This is a genomic window from Plebeiibacterium marinum, assembly GCF_026013615.1.
Classification (GTDB): Bacteria; Bacteroidota; Bacteroidia; order Bacteroidales; family Marinilabiliaceae; genus Saccharicrinis; species Saccharicrinis marinus_A.
This window is the reverse complement of record NZ_JAPDPI010000003.1, coordinates 227,356-244,030: the sequence shown is the minus strand read 5'-3', so window position 1 is coordinate 244,030 and position 16,675 is coordinate 227,356. Positions and strand designations below refer to the sequence as shown.

At 31.4% G+C, this 16,675-nt stretch carries 8 protein-coding genes; 7 read left to right on the top strand and 1 reads right to left on the bottom strand.

What is annotated here, in order from left to right:
* Nucleotides 1–154: 154 nt before the first annotated feature.
* From OM074_RS03075 to OM074_RS03065, 3 genes are all read left to right on the top strand, one after another.
* Entirely contained in the window at nt 155–463 is a 309-nt protein-coding gene (locus OM074_RS03075; RefSeq protein WP_301197812.1) for a hypothetical protein, read from the top strand.
* Between the two features lie 31 nt (nt 464–494).
* On the top strand, nt 495–2,105 hold the full coding sequence (locus tag OM074_RS03070; protein WP_301197811.1) for a TlpA family protein disulfide reductase: 1,611 nt from the start codon (nt 495–497) through the stop codon (nt 2,103–2,105).
* Between the two features lie 290 nt (nt 2,106–2,395).
* Entirely contained in the window at nt 2,396–2,704 is a 309-nt protein-coding gene (locus tag OM074_RS03065) for a hypothetical protein (RefSeq protein WP_301197810.1), read from the top strand.
* A gap of 618 nt (nt 2,705–3,322) precedes the next feature.
* On the opposite strand, the gene OM074_RS03060 is transcribed toward OM074_RS03065, so the two are convergent.
* Nucleotides 3,323–3,994 (bottom strand): hypothetical protein, encoded by a 672-nt coding sequence (locus OM074_RS03060; RefSeq protein ID WP_301197809.1) that lies wholly within the window; start codon nt 3,992–3,994, stop codon nt 3,323–3,325.
* 404 nt (nt 3,995–4,398) lie between these two features.
* Between OM074_RS03060 and OM074_RS03055 the strand changes: the two genes are divergently transcribed.
* The 4 genes from OM074_RS03055 to OM074_RS03040 all read left to right on the top strand — a co-directional run bounded on the left by OM074_RS03055 (nt 4,399) and on the right by OM074_RS03040 (nt 16,337).
* Nucleotides 4,399–6,870 carry a glycoside hydrolase family 95 protein gene (locus tag OM074_RS03055; RefSeq protein ID WP_301197808.1) on the top strand — a complete coding sequence of 824 codons (2,472 nt, stop codon included), beginning with the start codon at nt 4,399–4,401 and terminating at the stop codon, nt 6,868–6,870.
* A 51-nt stretch (nt 6,871–6,921) separates the two neighbouring features.
* On the top strand, nt 6,922–8,976 hold the full coding sequence (locus tag OM074_RS03050) for an alpha-glucuronidase (RefSeq protein WP_301197807.1): 2,055 nt from the start codon (nt 6,922–6,924) through the stop codon (nt 8,974–8,976).
* A 437-nt stretch (nt 8,977–9,413) separates the two neighbouring features.
* On the top strand, nt 9,414–12,074 hold the full coding sequence (locus OM074_RS03045; protein ID WP_301197806.1) for a glycoside hydrolase family 43 protein: 2,661 nt from the start codon (nt 9,414–9,416) through the stop codon (nt 12,072–12,074).
* Nucleotides 12,075–12,437: 363 nt separating this feature from the next.
* A complete protein-coding gene (locus OM074_RS03040) occupies nt 12,438–16,337 on the top strand; it encodes a hybrid sensor histidine kinase/response regulator transcription factor (protein WP_301197805.1) in 3,900 nt (1,299 codons plus the stop codon).
* Nucleotides 16,338–16,675 lie beyond the last annotated feature (338 nt).

The following is a 16,675-nucleotide window of genomic DNA, read 5'->3' as shown; positions in this document are numbered from 1 at the left end:
AATAAAAGAACTGCTTACAGAATATCAAATCAATCAAGATGTCAAAGAACAATTAAATTTGTTTAGTGATAATTTTTAACGCATCAGCAGTAATTACAGAACTAAAAATGAACCGGAAGGCAACTGGCATACATCAGGCTATTATGAAAGTGATTTGGCTAAGCCGGGTTATAAATATCCAATCTACGAATATGATGTTGCTTTTCAGTTATCTAAAAAAGGTGAACTTTCGGAAGTTGTAGTTAATCAGGTAAATAAAGAGAGTGCCAATATGGTAACTCCTGATTCTACAATGATGGAATTATTTACAAAAGAGGTGACTGACTTATTTGTTTGCTTAACCGGAAATTTAAAAACCGGTAAAAACGTGACATTAAATGGAAACTCTTTTATTGTAAAAGAAGTAAGCGGAGAGGTTGCAACTTTGGTAAAATATACATACTGCAATTCAATTAAAAGTTGACTTAAGTAAGGGATTACTTTTAGAAAAGAAAATGTTTGAAAATTATGCGTATAAAAAAGTAAAGGGTAGTAATGCTATTTCAAGTTCACCTGGGGTAGCTTCAGGTGGTGCTATCAGTTCAAGCTTAATAAATGAAACAAAAATGATTGCGGTGAATAAGACTCCTTTTTCCTGTGCATACTATGTTAATCAGACAAAAGTTGATACCATTTTTGAGGAAACCAATGTTACTATCCAAGGTAAGATTATTAATCCTGATAGTCGCAGGGAGGTTGGCGTTCGTTTATTTGAATCTTTTCCCAATGAGTTTAACCGTCGTACAATTGTTGTACCGTTAAAAGAGGATAATACATTTGAAGTAAGACTTAAATTAAATGATATACAGGTTGCCGAAATCATTCATAAAGAAATGGCAAGAGTTTATTTATCTCCCGAAGATAATATTGATGTTGAAGTAGACCTTAATCACTTTGATGAAAGTATAAAAGTAACTGGTATTGGTGCTGATAATTCGAATTACTGTTTTAAACGTTTCCTTTTTGAAGAAAAAGAAAACCTGTGTTCGAGGTGTTTATATGACTTGTCATCGAAAATGACATCAGAATCAGAAGCTGATGAGTTTAAGGACTTATTCTTAAATAAACTCCATCAAAGACAGGAGTTTTTAAATAGCAATATAAAATGTTTGTCGCCTGAGTTATATCTTGCAGAGTATTATGATAATTTAATAAACTGTGTAAATATTTTAAACAGATTTCCGGATAACCAGGAATACAAAAGAAGACAAGAGGGTAAAACACCTTTACAAATAAATGAAGATTCGTATTTCTCATATCAAAATATTGTGCATCCTGATAACGATATGATGAAGTTTAGTAATGAGTATGAGCATTTTATTAGAGAGTATGCGTTTTTTTATTTGGGTAAAAAAATAGATGCGCTGTCGGGAAAAGGAAATGTTGTTACAGGACCTGATTTTTATGACCAATTATACATAAATAGATATGCGTTATGCAATACTTTATTTTCAGGAACTAATCAGTATATTTTAAAGTATAAAACAATTGAAGATGCTTTAACCAGAGGTAGCTGGAAAACTGCAAATGAGTTGTACGATAAGTTTAATTCCGACTATCCTAATGCATCAAAAACAACAATTTTAAAAGAAGCGTTTAGGAAATTAAGTTTTGTAGCATCTGGACAACCGGCTTTCGATTTCTGTTTGTTTGATTTTGAAGGAAATAAGGTTCGACTTTCTGATTTTAAAGGTAAAGCTGTATATATCGATTTTTGGTCAACATATTGTGGGCCATGCCGTGCATCAATTGAAAGGTATGGAAAAGAAATCCATGATCGATTTAAGGATGAGGATGTTGTTTTTATTTATGTTGCTTTGGAATATGATTTAAAACGACCAAAGGAGTTCATGGAAAAAAATGGAATTCAAGGTATCCAACTTATTGCAAGGGGAAAAGAAGAATCTCTTATCAGAGAAAAGTACTTTTTTAATGGTATTCCGGAGTATTATATCATTGATTCGAATGGACTAATCGTTAAAAGAGATGCTCCTCGACCATATGAAATCATACAAAATCCATCTATTTTATTAGATGCAATCAAAATTCAATCAGCTAAAAAATAAGCTGGATTCAATAGATGATATACCCATGTAAATTTTTATTAAGATGTTTGAAGAGCATCTGGAATGAAATTTACATGGGATGTATATTTTGTAAATATGTTTATATGTATCTGTATGTGAGATTATTTTAACAATGAATTGAAAATCGATGAAGTCAAATCAATACTAGGTATGATAAAATCCCTGCACTACTTATAATTGCTCAGTTGAGAAAGAGATTATTTATATTGGAAAGTTATGGTAAGTGTAGGTTATAAACAATTCCCCGCAGAATTAAAATATTGAATTAAATGAAAATTTGGAAAAAGGTATTTAAAATGATTGCCTTATGGATTTTGTTGTTTTTACCTAGTATAATAATCTTATCTACCTCAATTTATGGCCTTTCAAAGGTTAATGACAAATTCTTTAAACAAAACGTAAATAAGAAATTAGAATTGATTCCTGTGATTGATACGCTTGGGAATAAGGTTAATTTGAAATATAAGAACAAGATTACGATAATCGACTTTTGGTTTCAAGGTTGTACTTTTTGCATTTATGAGATGAATCAATTTGATTCTTTATTAAAAGGAAGAGAGAACGAAATATCAGTTTAAAGCATTTCGATAGATGATTCAAAATACTGGGAAAATCCCAACTCTCCTTTTACTTATAAAACGGTGAATAATTGGAATTTCTATACATTGGACTCCAAATCTATTCGAGATAGGAATAAATATTTGCTGGAAATGTTTAATATTAATAGATTCCCATTCTATTTGGTGGTGGATAATCTTGGTAATATTGTTGAAATTCCTAATAGTGCAACAGCATACATAAAGGAGAACTATTTTTATAAGAATTGGATTTCTTACGTCTGGAATGAAATTTTATTTATTGATGGTTATACGTTAATTAAAGTGATGAGTATACCATACACTATTATGTTTTGGTTATTTGTATTTATCATAGTTATAATAAAAAGGAGATCAAGGAAATTAAAGAATACGTAGCAGCTAATAAGGATAAATATACTTAATGTAGTGCGATTTGGTAAATTTGAATATTATATCATTTAATGAATTCCTTAGAGGTTTAACAAGTGCCAATGTTTGATTTTATAATTACTTAGGTCTATTATTTAAAAACAAACGATTTGTTGTGATGAGTTGGATATAAAAAAACACTGTTGCTCGAAAACAACAGTGTTTTTAATTATGATATAATTTTAAGGATTATTCTGTTACATAAATCTTTTCTTTACCTACAATATAAAATCCTTTTTTTAATCCTTTTGTGGCCTCAGAATATTTTACACCCATTCGAACCATTGTTCCTGAAATGTTATAAACATTTACTATTGCATCAGGATCTTTTATTTTTATGTCATTAATTGCAGTAGAAGTTCTTTTAAGTGCAACATAATCAATTGTGCATGCCTGAGAGGCAGGTGTTCCATCATAAGTAAAACTCCAGTGCTCTGCTCCGTTATAAAAAACGATTCCACCCATAAGAACTTCACCATTAATAGCATAATCAGCAAGGGTTAATTCTTCTATATGGGTTGTTCCTGTTTCAGGAAGCGTAAATATATGTATAGTTGCTGTACCGGTACCACCAACCGAAAAACGAATGGCAACCTGATGACCTGCATCCGCAGCATCAAAAGTTATTTTAATAGCCAATTTTTCATAACTGGTAAAATCATATTCTGTAGAAGTTCCCCAACCACTGGCAGGTCCTAAAACTTGAGGAGCAGCAAGTGCATCTACAGCTAAAGGAGCTAGTTCAGTTTCAGAATTAACTGAGTAAATAGAAACATAACCATCAGGTACTGTAACATATTGAGCAAATGAAGCAGAAACACATATTAATAAAGTGCCAATAAGAGATAAAATTTTTTTCATAGATTTTATTTTTAAAAAATTAATAATGATTTTAAGTACAGTAAAGTTATATGAGAATTAAGTTTGCTTTTTTGGAATTTAGATATTTGAGTTTGAATTATAGATATTAATACAAATAGTTAAAAGACTGATATTTTTCTACAGTAAATTTTCAGAGTTAATGTTGAATTATTTTAATACTCAACTAAATAAAGAAGCTTTTTGCATGATTAGGTTAAAGAAGTATTTAATAATGAAAGTTATGTATCCGAATTTAAATAAGTATAAAGACGTCATTGAATAAATTTGTCAGGTATTTAAAAATTCAGTGACAGTTTCTAGGGATGCTTGTGTCTTTAAGTAACTTAAAAAATGAAATACGATCAGTTTACGATAAAATGGTAAAATTATTAAAAGAGCTATCTATGATGAAGATCAGAGTATGGTTACTGGCGGGATTAATAACTCTTGTTTATGTTGCCTGTTCAAAAAAAGGAAAAAACGAAAACTTAAAACTATGGTATAACCAACCTGCAAAACAATGGGTCGAGGCTCTTCCTGTAGGAAATGGACGTTTGGGTGCCATGGTTTATGGAGATCCTTGTCATGAAATTATTCAGTTGAATGAGAATACATTTTGGGCTGGAAGTCCTAATCGAAATGACAACCCTGAATCAAAAGATGCTTTGGCTGAAATCAGAGATTTGGTGTTTGAAGGAAAATACCAGGAAGCACAAGATTTGGTGAATGAAAAAATGATATCAAAACTATCACATGGTTCTGCCTATCAAACTATAGGTAATTTAAAACTGAATTTTAAAGGAAATGACAGTATTGATGAATACTACAGAGAATTAGATTTAGATAGAGCTATTGTTTCAAGTTGTTATATGAGCAATGGAGTTAATTATAAAACTGAGGTTTTTGCATCTAATCCGGATCAGGTTATAGTAGTTCAAATTAGGGCAGACAAAAAGCAGTCATTAAACTTTTCATTAGCAATGGATCGCCCATCTAATTATAACATCACTACCACTGAAAATGATGAGCTCATCATGAATGGAATTTCAAATGATTTTGAGGGAGTAAAGGGTGAGGTTAAATTTCAAACTATAGTAAAAATAGTCAATTCCGGAGGAGAAATTTCTAGGTCAGATTCAACATTGAATATTGCAGGAGCTGATGTTTCTACTATTTATATTTCAACGGCTACAAATTTTGTCAACTATAAAGATATTAGTGGCGATGAAAAGGGAAAGTCTACTTCGTATTTACAGGCTGCTTTAGAAAAGTCGTACAATCAAATAAAGAATGATCACATAAAAGATTACCAAGAATATTTTAATAGGGTAAGTCTTGATCTAGGTGTAACTGATTCTATAAATAATCCTACTGATGTGCGTCTTGTTGATTTTGCAAAAGGTAATGATCCTCAGTTGGTGGCACTTTATTTTCAGTTTGGACGCTATTTATTGATCTCATCATCTCGACAAGGAGGTCAGCCTGCCAATCTTCAGGGGATATGGAATGATCATTTGATTCCAACATGGGATAGTAAATACACTGTTAATATTAATACAGAAATGAATTATTGGCCATCAGAAGTTACTAATTTATCTGAGATGAATGAGCCTTTAGTGAAAATGATGCAAGAGCTTGCTATGACCGGAAAACAAACTGCTCAAGATATGTATGGAGCGCGAGGTTGGGTGCTACATCATAATACTGATATTTGGCGTATTAACGGACCGGTTGATGGTGCTTTTTGGGGAATGTGGCCAATGGGAGGAGCTTGGCTTTCACAACATTTGTTTGAAAAGTATTTATACAATGGAGATATAGAATATTTAAAAGATGTCTATCCAATTTTAAAAGAAGCGACACGATTTTTTTTGGATGTATTAGTTGAAGAGCCAAACCATCATTGGATGGTGGTTTGCCCTTCTGTTTCACCTGAAAATGCACCTTATTCAGATCATGGGGCTGCTATTTCTGCAGGAACAACCATGGATAATCAGTTGTTATTCGACTTATTTACTAAAACAATGAAAGCTGCAAATATATTAGATTTAGATAAGGATTTCGTGGAAGAAGTTAAGATTGTTCTTAAAAAACTTGCTCCAATGCAAATAGGAAAGTGGGGGCAGTTGCAGGAGTGGATGTACGATTGGGATAATCCGGAAGATCATCATCGTCATGTTTCGCATTTGTATGGAATGTTTCCATCTAACCAAATTTCACCATACTCGACACCAGAATTATTCTCGGCGGTAAAAACATCGTTACTGTCAAGAGGTGATGAATCAACAGGTTGGTCTATGGGATGGAAGGTAAACTTATGGGCTCGATTACTAGACGGAGACCATGCTTTAAAATTAATAACAGATCAATTAACCCCTTCTATCCAACCTGATGGTAAACAAAAAGGAGGAACCTATCCAAATCTTTTTGATGCACATCCTCCATTTCAAATTGATGGGAATTTTGGCTGTACTTCAGGTATTGCAGAAATGCTAATGCAAAGTCATGATGGAGTGATTCATTTGTTACCAGCTCTTCCTTCTTCTTGGAAAAATGGTGAGATTAAGGGATTAAAGGCGCGGGGTGGATTTAATGTTGATATACAGTGGGAGAATGGTATTGTGAAACTAGCTACCATATATTCAAAGCTTGGAGGTAATTGTCGTATAAGGGTTCCTAATCAAGTTAGGTTAGGTAATGGTAATGAATTAATAGTAGCATCAGGTAAGAATAGTAATCCATATTACGAAAAATATGATATCAAAGAGCCAATTATTTCAGAATCGGTTCAATCTTCAGAGTTAGAACTTTCGCAAACTTTTGTATGTGATATTCCAACTAATGCAGGAGAAACATATACATTGATAAGTGAATAGTTTATGTTATAATTGAAAAAACGTTAATTATTACTTTTTAATATAGATTTTATGAGATTTATACATAGTGTTTTATTTCTTGGTTTCATATCAATGCATTTGTTTGCAGAAAACGGACATCAGCTTTGGTTGAGAAGTGGTAGTGGAAAATCAATAAATGTTGTTTGTAACAAAAAATCTTCAACTTTAAATATTGCAGAGGAGGAGTTGAAATCTGGGTGGAAGGGGCAAGCAGGAAAAAATATTTATTTGATAATTAAAAGAGACGATCTAATTAAAGGAGATGGTTTTATTTTAAGTGACAACAAAATTCAGGCAAATACAGATTTAGGTATTCTATATGGTGTTTATGAACTATTAAGAAGACAAAATGTTGGAGATGATATAAAATTTGATGTATGTAATCCAGCATATGAATATCGTGTTTTAAATCATTGGGATAATCTAGATGGAACTATAGAGCGTGGTTATGCCGGAAATTCAATTTTTTGGCGAGATGGAGAGGATGCGTTTGTTGTTAAAGAAGAAGACAAAGTTTTATGGCAGGAATATGCTCGTGCTAATGCTTCGATAGGAATTAATGGAACTGTGCTAAATAATGTAAATGCTTCTCCTGAGATGTTAACTCATAATGTGTTAAATAGAGTAAAAGCTATTGCAGATATTCTTCGACCCTATGGTATTAAAACGTATTTATCCATTAAATTTTCCTCTCCATCAATGATTGGTGGTTTAGAAACTTCAGATCCGTTCGACTCTAAGGTTAATGAGTGGTGGAATGAAAAAGCAAAAGAAATATATCAGTTAATTCCTGATTTTGGTGGTTTTTTGGTTAAAGCCAATAGTGAAGGCCAACCGGGTCCTCAGGATTATGGCCGTACTCATGCTGATGGAGCAAATATGCTTGCTGATGCCGTGAAACCCTATGGGGGTGTAATTATGTGGCGTGCATTTGTGTATCAAACTTCTGAAGAAGATCGAGCTAAACAAGCATACAATGAATTTATGCCACTGGATGGCCAATTTAGAGATAATGTGATTATACAGGTAAAAAACGGACCTATAGATTTTCAACCGCGAGAGCCTTTTAGTCCATTATTTGGTGCAATGAAGAGTTCCTCAATAATGCCTGAAATTCAAATTACCCAGGAATATTTGGGACAAGGTATTCATTTGGTTTTTCTGGCTCCTATGTGGGAAGAATTTTTAAAATCTGATACTTATAGAAAAGGAAAAGGCAGTACTATCGCTAATTGTACTGATGGAAGTCTCATTACTCAAAAATATACTGCTATTGCAGGGGTGTCAAATATTGGATTAGATGCTAATTGGTGCGGGCATCTTTTTGCCCAGGCAAACTGGTATGCTTTTGGCCGTCTGGCTTGGAATAATTCATTAACAAGTGAACAGATTGCGAATGAATGGCTTATACAGACATTTAAAAATACAGATCAAAAAAGTGCTATATTTAATCCTGATTGGGAATTGAATTTCCTGAAACCGATTAAACAAATGATGCTTGATAGTCGTGAAGCAGCTGTTAATTATATGATGCCCTTAGGACTACATCATATTTTTGCGGCTGAAGAGCATTATGGACCAGGGCCATGGTGGGCTCCCAAGGGCATTAGAAAAGATTGGACTCCACCTTATTACCACCAGGCAGATTCCGTTGGAATTGGATTCAATCGTACAGCAACAGGAAGTAATGGCGTATGTCAGTATAGTGAAAACGTTAGTTTATTATTTAGTAATACAATAACATGTCCTGAAATGTATCTTTTATGGTTTCATCATCTTTCCTGGACATATAAAATGAAAAGTGGACGTACTTTATGGGATGAATTATGCTATCGCTACGATTCGGGAGTAAAACAAGTTAGACATTTTCAAACTGTTTGGGATAAAGTTCAACCTTATGTTGATTTTCAAAGGTTTTTTCATGTTCAACGTAAATTAAGAGAGCAGAGCCGAAATGCTCAGTTATGGAAAGATGCCTGTTTATTGTATTTTCAACAGTATAGTCATTTGCCTATACCTTATGATATAGAACGTCCTGTTCATGAACTTGATGTTATTATTAAAGAAGATTTGGAAAGGCATTGATTAAGAATTGTGTAGGATTTTGTGTGATGGGATTCTATTTCATGTCTTTCATCAAGGAAACAAGAAATAGAGCACTCTATCAAAATCCTGGGTTTAATTAGATTAAAAAATTAGTTTTCATTTCATAGTAGGACTGTTCCAAAATAAAGACAGCCCTTTTTATTTATGGATAGTTTTGGAACGTCTAATTTTAGAAAACTAATGTCTGAAATTAAAAATCAAAAATAATTTAATGATTTATTATTGTTTCATATTATAGTTGTTACCCTTTTTATATCTAAGTCTTAGTGTGTTGTTTCAATGCTTGTTTATTGCATTAATTAATTTCAATATGGTATTTTAATGATATTATATAATCTATGAAAATCAAATGAAGAATAGTCTAATTACACCGATAGCTATTGTGTTGTTATTACTTTCTTTTAATCATACCATATATGCATGGAATGGAATGGAATGGAATGCCAACGCCAAAGTTACATGTTGAAGGTCGTTATTTAAAAGACCCTCATGGTAATATTGTAAATTTACATGGCGTAGCAGTAACACCTAACCCCTGGTTTAATGGTGGCGCATTTGGAATTTGGAATCTATTGGCACCTGATAACTTAATTCATTATGCAGAACCTGAGAATTGGACATTTGCCTATGAGTCAAATGAAGAGGCTTGTGCTGTTCCCTGTTATAATTGGTTTCAGGATTATGCAACAGTAGATTACCCAAGAGCTGACTTTAAATACCAGGAAACTAGCGATAATGGGGATGGAACTTATTCAAATCCTCTAATTTATGGAGACTTCCCTGATCCTGATATAATTCGTGTTGGTGATGTATATTACATGGTTTCAACAACAATGCATATTTTTCCGGGAGCAACAATTTTGAAATCTAATGATTTGGTGAATTGGGAGTATTGCTGTAATCCTTTGCAAAAAATTGCATCTACAGATTGTTATAATTTAAATGATTGTGACCGATACTCACATGGACAATGGGCCTCAAGTTTAAAATATAATAATGGAAAATACTATTTATTGTTTACGACTTTAGATGAAGGCTGTTTCTTGCTAACAACAGATGATCCTGAGGGAACATGGGAAATGAAAGAACTGGATAATAGTTATTATGATCCGGGATTGTTTTTTGATGATGATGGGAAAATATATGTAGTTTATGGGATTAATACATTAAAAATTTCAGAACTGGACAGCGATTTTAATATCATGGCTGGTACTACTAAGGAGGTGTATTCGTATACTGTAAAAGAGGGACTTGAAGGAAGTCATTTATATAAAATTGGTGATTATTATTATATATACGCAACCTATGGAGGCTGGCCTGCATATCAAACAGTATTAAGATCAATCAATATATATGGAACTTATGAGGAAAAGCTGGTTTTGGATGATAATAATATACATCAGGGTGCGCTGGTTGAAACTCAAACAGGTCAATGGTGGACTATTTTATTTCAGGATAATGGAGCTTTAGGTCGAATGCCTAATCTACAACCGGTTCAATGGGAAGATAATTGGCCTGTTATTGGCAATGAAGGTGTTGCTGTTACTACTTATTCTAAACCTGATGTAGGAATGGTGCACACCGAAAAATATTTGCCAACAAATGATAATTTCCGTAATTATGAATTAGGTATGCAATGGGGTTGGAATCATAATCCCGATAATAGTAAATGGTCATTAACAAAAAATCCGGATTATTTAAGATTAGAAACGGTTAGTGTTGTTGAAAATCTTAAAGAGGCTCAAAATACTTTAACTCAACGGATTTTAGGTTATCATTCAAATACAGGCTATTTATATGGAACCATTAAGATGAATATTGAAAATATGCAAGATGGAGATGTGGCTGGGATTGCAGTTTTTCAAGATCCTTATGCATATATAGGTATAAAAGTTATTGATGGGAATAAAACATGCGTTCAAATGAATGATGGAGTATTAACAACAGGACCGGTAATTGATAATGCTGAAATTTATCTTAGGGTTAAGGTTAATACAGAAACTGATATTGCATCCTTTTCTTATAGTCTGGATAATGAAACATATATTGACTTAGGAACAGAACTGGATATGCAGTTTGATTTATCAGTATTTACAGGTAATAAGTTTTGTATCTTTAATTTTGCAACGATTCAAACCGGAGGATATGTGGATGTAGATTGGTTTTCGACAGAACAAACATTTGATGAAGATACGTTTTATGATGATTCGTTTACAGGCTATACCGAAGAATCTTTGACACTAAGTGATTTAGTTATTGATGCAGATAATGTTGAATTATTGACAGGTAGTGTTAGTATATTAACAGTTACTGCTTTTTATGAAGGTGGACATTCAAAAGATGTTACGTTAGGAGCAAAGTATAGTAATCCCAATTCTGATGTGATTCAAATTGTGAATGGTAATATTATTGCTTTGGCAGATGGTGAAGCAACAATTACAATTACTTATCAAGGTGATTTGGGTGATCCAATTTCAAAAACTTGTACAGTTTCATCATCTACATTTCCATTAACTAAGGAATTGTTTAATCCTTCAATATATGCGACAGGATCATTTAATGAAGCAACCAAAATATTAAAGACAGGACAATATGGTTTTGGTGGTTGGGAATATAATGCAGGAATAGATATTACGGGATATCAATATTTGGTGGTAGAACTGGCGAATGCAAACTCATGTGGTACCTCATTTCGTTTATTTGACAGTAATAATTATTGGGGTGGTTCTGCTCAATATGATTTTGGCAGCGCAAAACAAGTTGTTGTAACTCTTTCTAAGATGTATAATAGTAATACCGGTGAACTTCTTGATCCTACTCATATTTATATTGTTGGCTTTTGGTCGGTGGGTTATTGTGATATTGTAATTAATCGTATTTATTTAACTAATAATTCTAATTTTGATACATCCAGTGCAAAGGATAATGTTTATTACAATGAAAACGAAATTGTAGATGTTTATACCATTATGGGAGTTAAAGTAAGGTCAGATGTGAAACGGAAAAATGCCACAGATGGTCTTTCAAGGGGTATTTATATTGTTGGTGGAGAAAAGGTTTATGAGTCTGGATTTTAGATTGTATTAGGAGATTTCCATATTAAAATAGATTTATGTAAGTATCAAGATTTAAATTAAGTTTTATTTGAAATTAATTGGATCTTGATACTTTTTTATTAAAATCCTGGATAATATAATATTCGATATAAGTGTTTATCGTTTAAAAGTAGATGTTTAAGTAATTTATTGTTTGTAGACTAATATTTACTTCATATTTTTAACATGTTAAATTTTTTAACAAATAGGTTTTTAACTTGTTTAAATAAGCATAAGAAACGAGCCATGAAAATATTTTTCTCACAGTATGGAGATGACTGTTGATGCGAGTTCTCCCGGTGTATTGTGGCAGACTATGTGATCATTAAAATAAATTATAAACAGATGAATATTAGGATATATACTACTTTGATTATTGTTGTTATTTGCCTTTTTTCTAATATAAGGGATGTATTAGCCAATGATGTTACCCGGTTTTATAATCTTAATGAAGAATATGGTGTATCATTTCGCCAAACCAATATGGTATGTAGTGATTCAAACGGATTTATCTGGATTTCTTCAAAAATGGGTGTTATTCGTTATACCCAAAATGATATAAAATTTTATGAGTTACCTTATGAAACAGCCGATGTTCTTCATGTTAATCTTAAATATAAGAATGGTATTTTAATTGCTTATGCCAATAATGGGCAAATATTCAAATATAATACTGTAAAAGATCAGTTTGAAAAAGTTATTAATATATCTAAGATTATAAGGAATCCATATATTTATGTTTCTTCAATATTGATAGATAATCAGAATAAAATTTGGATAGCATCAACCGTAGGAATGTTTTCTTATGATGAAAAGTCAGGATTAATAGCAGTAACACAGAATAATGAAGTAAATAGTCTGGCTTGGTATGATGATTATAGTTTTTTTTATGATGTTAATGGTGAAATAAAATTATATGACATTCGAACATTAACTTCAGAAAACTATTTTAGATTTAGTGTAAATGATCGTTTTAGATTATCTAAATTTTATTTTGATGAAAAGATACAAATATTATGGATTGGCAGTGAATCTAATGGCTTTTATTACATTAATGATAATTACAAAGAAAAAAAACTTTCAAAAATTCCAGAAATCCCCAGCCAACCGATATTAGCAATTGAATCAATTTCCGATTCAATCATTTCCATTGGAGTAGATGGCCAGGGAATATGGGAAATAAATCGTTATACAAAGAAGGTGTCGGCTATTTTTAAAGATGATTCGGATAATCCATATTCATTAAAAGGAAATGGAGTATATGATATTTATCTTGATAATAATAAGAGAGTCTGGGTTTGTACATATAGTGGAGGAGTCTCTTTTTTTGATCAGGAGAACACTTCGTTAACTAAGTTTAATCATGTAACAAATAATACTAATTCTCTGGTTAATGATGATGTGAACAGTATATTGGAAGATAAGCAAGGAAACTTGTGGTTTGCAACGAATAACGGAGTGAGTTTATTGGATAAGAAAAATAATAAATGGTATTCGTTTTTTCATAATAAACAGGAGCAATCTCAAGTCTTTCTTTCTTTATGTGAGGATAATAAAGGACGCATTTGGGCTGGGACTTATTCTTCAGGCTTATATCTAATAGATTCAAAATCAAAAAAAGTATTAGACAAGAAATGTTTTGAAGAAACAGATAGTGTTTTCTCAAATAAATTTATCTACAATATACTAAAGGATAGAAATGGTGATATTTGGTTTGGAGGTATTAGAGGAGATCTGGTTTGTTACAAAGTAAACGAGAATCGTTTTAAAAGTTATTCTGATGCGATATGCTATTTAATGGTTGAGTATGATGAGAAGTACTTACTGCTTGGAAAAACATATGGTTTATTTCTATTTAATAAAGAAACAGGAGAACAAGAAAATTTGATTAATGGTCATGTGGTTTATGATATTTACCCAAATAATAATATTATTTGGGTAGCTACATGTGGTGATGGTTTAATTAAATATGATTTAAAATCCAAGAAGAAAATATACTTTACCAAGGATTCAGGATTACCTTCTAATTTTGTAAATAGTATTGAACATTCAGGAGAATTTCTATGGATTGGAACAGAACAAGGGATGTGCAGATTAAATGTAACGACAAATGCAATCGTATCCTTCAGTTCAAAAATTGAACTAAATAATACTTCGTTTAATCAGAACTCTCATTATGCATTACAAGATGGAAGATTGATTTGGGGAACAAATAAAGGTGTTATCGTTTTTGATCCCCAACTATTAGAAGAAGAGGAAGATAATGGGAAGATTTTTTTGCAGGATATAACAATCTCAGGGAGTTCAGTAAGAGATTTGGATGATCTGAATATTACTAAATCAATTGATAGTCTGGATGAAATTACCCTAAAATATTTTCAAAACACAATTAGTGTCGAAATGATCCCTATTGTAATGAATTCTACCGGATGTAAGTTTTCATGGAAACTTGAAGGTTTAAACGAGGATTGGAGTACGCCAGGAAAAAACAATATTATATCCTATTCGAATCTTCCAAGTAATATCTATAATCTTAGGATTAGAATGTTTGATAATGCATTGTCAAATTTAATTCAGGAAAGAAGTTTAAAAATTACAATAGTTCCTCCTTATTATAGAATGTGGTGGTTTAATGTGTTGGTATTAAGTGTTATTGGGGGATTAGGTATATTTTTATTTAAATATTATATCCATAATCTAAAAAAGATACATTCCGAAGAAAAAATACGGTTTTTCGCAAATACGGCTCATGATATCAGAACTTCTCTTACATTAATAAATGGTCCTATTGAAGAGTTAAATAAAGAGGAAGGATTATCAAATAAGGCATTGAATTATCTTCATCTCGCTACAGATCAAACACATCGATTGCTTAAGGTTGTAAACCATTTAATGGATTTTCAAAAAGTTGATATAGGGAAAGAATACCTTTTATTAAAAATGCATGATGTAGTTAAGATTCTTAATAATAGAGTGATAATGTTTGAGTCATATGCGAAATCCAGGAATATAAAATTGTTTTTTAATTCAAATGTGGATGAATATATTACGGCAATTGATGAAGTTATGATTGAAAAAGTAATTGATAATTTAATTTCAAATGCAATAAAGTATTCAGAAAGTGAAAATAGTATTAGAATTAATTTTGTAGGAACGAAGTTAAAATGGCAATTGGAAGTTATTGATAATGGAATTGGAATTGATAAAAATGCACAAAAGCTTTTATTTAAAGAATACTATAGAGCTGAAAATGCCGTAAATAGTAAAATTGTAGGCTCAGGAATAGGATTGCTTTTGGTTAAAAATTATATCAGCTTACATAAGGGGAAAATAAGTTATGAAAGTCAACCGGATTCTGGATCTATATTTAGAATTGAAGTTCCTTATGTTGAGGTGGAGAACAAAGAATTGGAGGGGCAGCATGATAATAAAACACATAGTTATATTTCTAATTATAAAAAAATAGAAGAAGAAATTGATCAGACGAGTGATTTGAAAATGAAAGTTCTTGTGGTAGAGGATAATGAGTATTTGCAAGAATTTTTAGCTTCTGCAATGATAGAGGAATATGAGATACTCATAGCTAATGATGGTATGGTTGCATGGGAAATAATAATTAAAGAAATGCCAGATTTAATTGTGTCTGATATTATGATGCCAAATATGGATGGTTTTGACCTTTGTACAAAGCTTAAATCAACTTACGAAACTTCACATATTCCGATTGTTTTATTGACGGCTTTGGCTGATAAAGCACAAGAGTTAAAAGGATTAGGATTAGGCGCAGATGATTATCTTACAAAGCCATTTGATATTACTATTCTTCAACATAGAATAAAAACTATAATCCAAAATCGACAAATATCTAGAGATAAGGCGTTAAAAATTATAAAAATAAATGATGACGAAAAGCCTATATTAGAGAATAAAATAAATGATAAGTTTATTAAGCAAATGGTGAAAATTGTAAGAGAAAACATAAGTAATTCCAATTTTTCTAAAAATGATTTTGCTGCAGAGATGAATGTTAGTTCTTCATTATTATATAAAAAGGTAAAGGCTTTAACGAATCAGTCTCCAACTGATTTTATTAAGTCTATTAGACTCGATTATTCTTTAGAGTTATTGCAAACAAAAGAATATACAATTACTGAAATAAGTGAAATGTGCGGTTTTTCAAGTGTAGGTTATTTTAGTACTGTTTTTAGAAAACATTTTAATAAGTCGCCTTCTCAATTATTATAGTAATATATAAGTTGTGAATACAACAAGAGGTTTCCATATTAGGGAAACCTCTTGTTGTTTGTACATATGTTAAGCTTCATAAAATCATAGAAATCTTCCTTTAATGATCCAAAATTGGAATATCAAGATATGAAAGATTAAAAATATTTAATTAATAATTGTCTAAAATCTGAATATTGACATTGGGTAAATAAAAGATATATAGGTGATTATGGGTGTTTTATTTTTAAATATCTCAAATTGTAAATCATATATTTATATTTAAAAGTCAGAAAAGTTAAGTGAATATAAATTTGTTTAAAAATTATAAATCCAGACATGATATAGAACTGGATTTT

Bases quoted from the DNA above. Each gene is read 5' to 3' on its own strand.
- OM074_RS03070 (WP_301197811.1), top strand. From the start codon at position 495: ATGTTTGAAAATTATGCGTATAAAAAAGTAAAGGGTAGTAATGCTATT.
- OM074_RS03065 (WP_301197810.1), top strand. From the start codon at position 2,396: ATGAAAATTTGGAAAAAGGTATTTAAAATGATTGCCTTATGGATTTTG.
- OM074_RS03060 (WP_301197809.1), bottom strand. From the start codon at position 3,994: ATGAAAAAAATTTTATCTCTTATTGGCACTTTATTAATATGTGTTTCT.
- OM074_RS03055 (WP_301197808.1), top strand. From the start codon at position 4,399: ATGATGAAGATCAGAGTATGGTTACTGGCGGGATTAATAACTCTTGTT.
- OM074_RS03050 (WP_301197807.1), top strand. From the start codon at position 6,922: ATGAGATTTATACATAGTGTTTTATTTCTTGGTTTCATATCAATGCAT.
- OM074_RS03045 (WP_301197806.1), top strand. From the start codon at position 9,414: ATGCATGGAATGGAATGGAATGGAATGCCAACGCCAAAGTTACATGTT.
- OM074_RS03040 (WP_301197805.1), top strand. From the start codon at position 12,438: ATGAATATTAGGATATATACTACTTTGATTATTGTTGTTATTTGCCTT.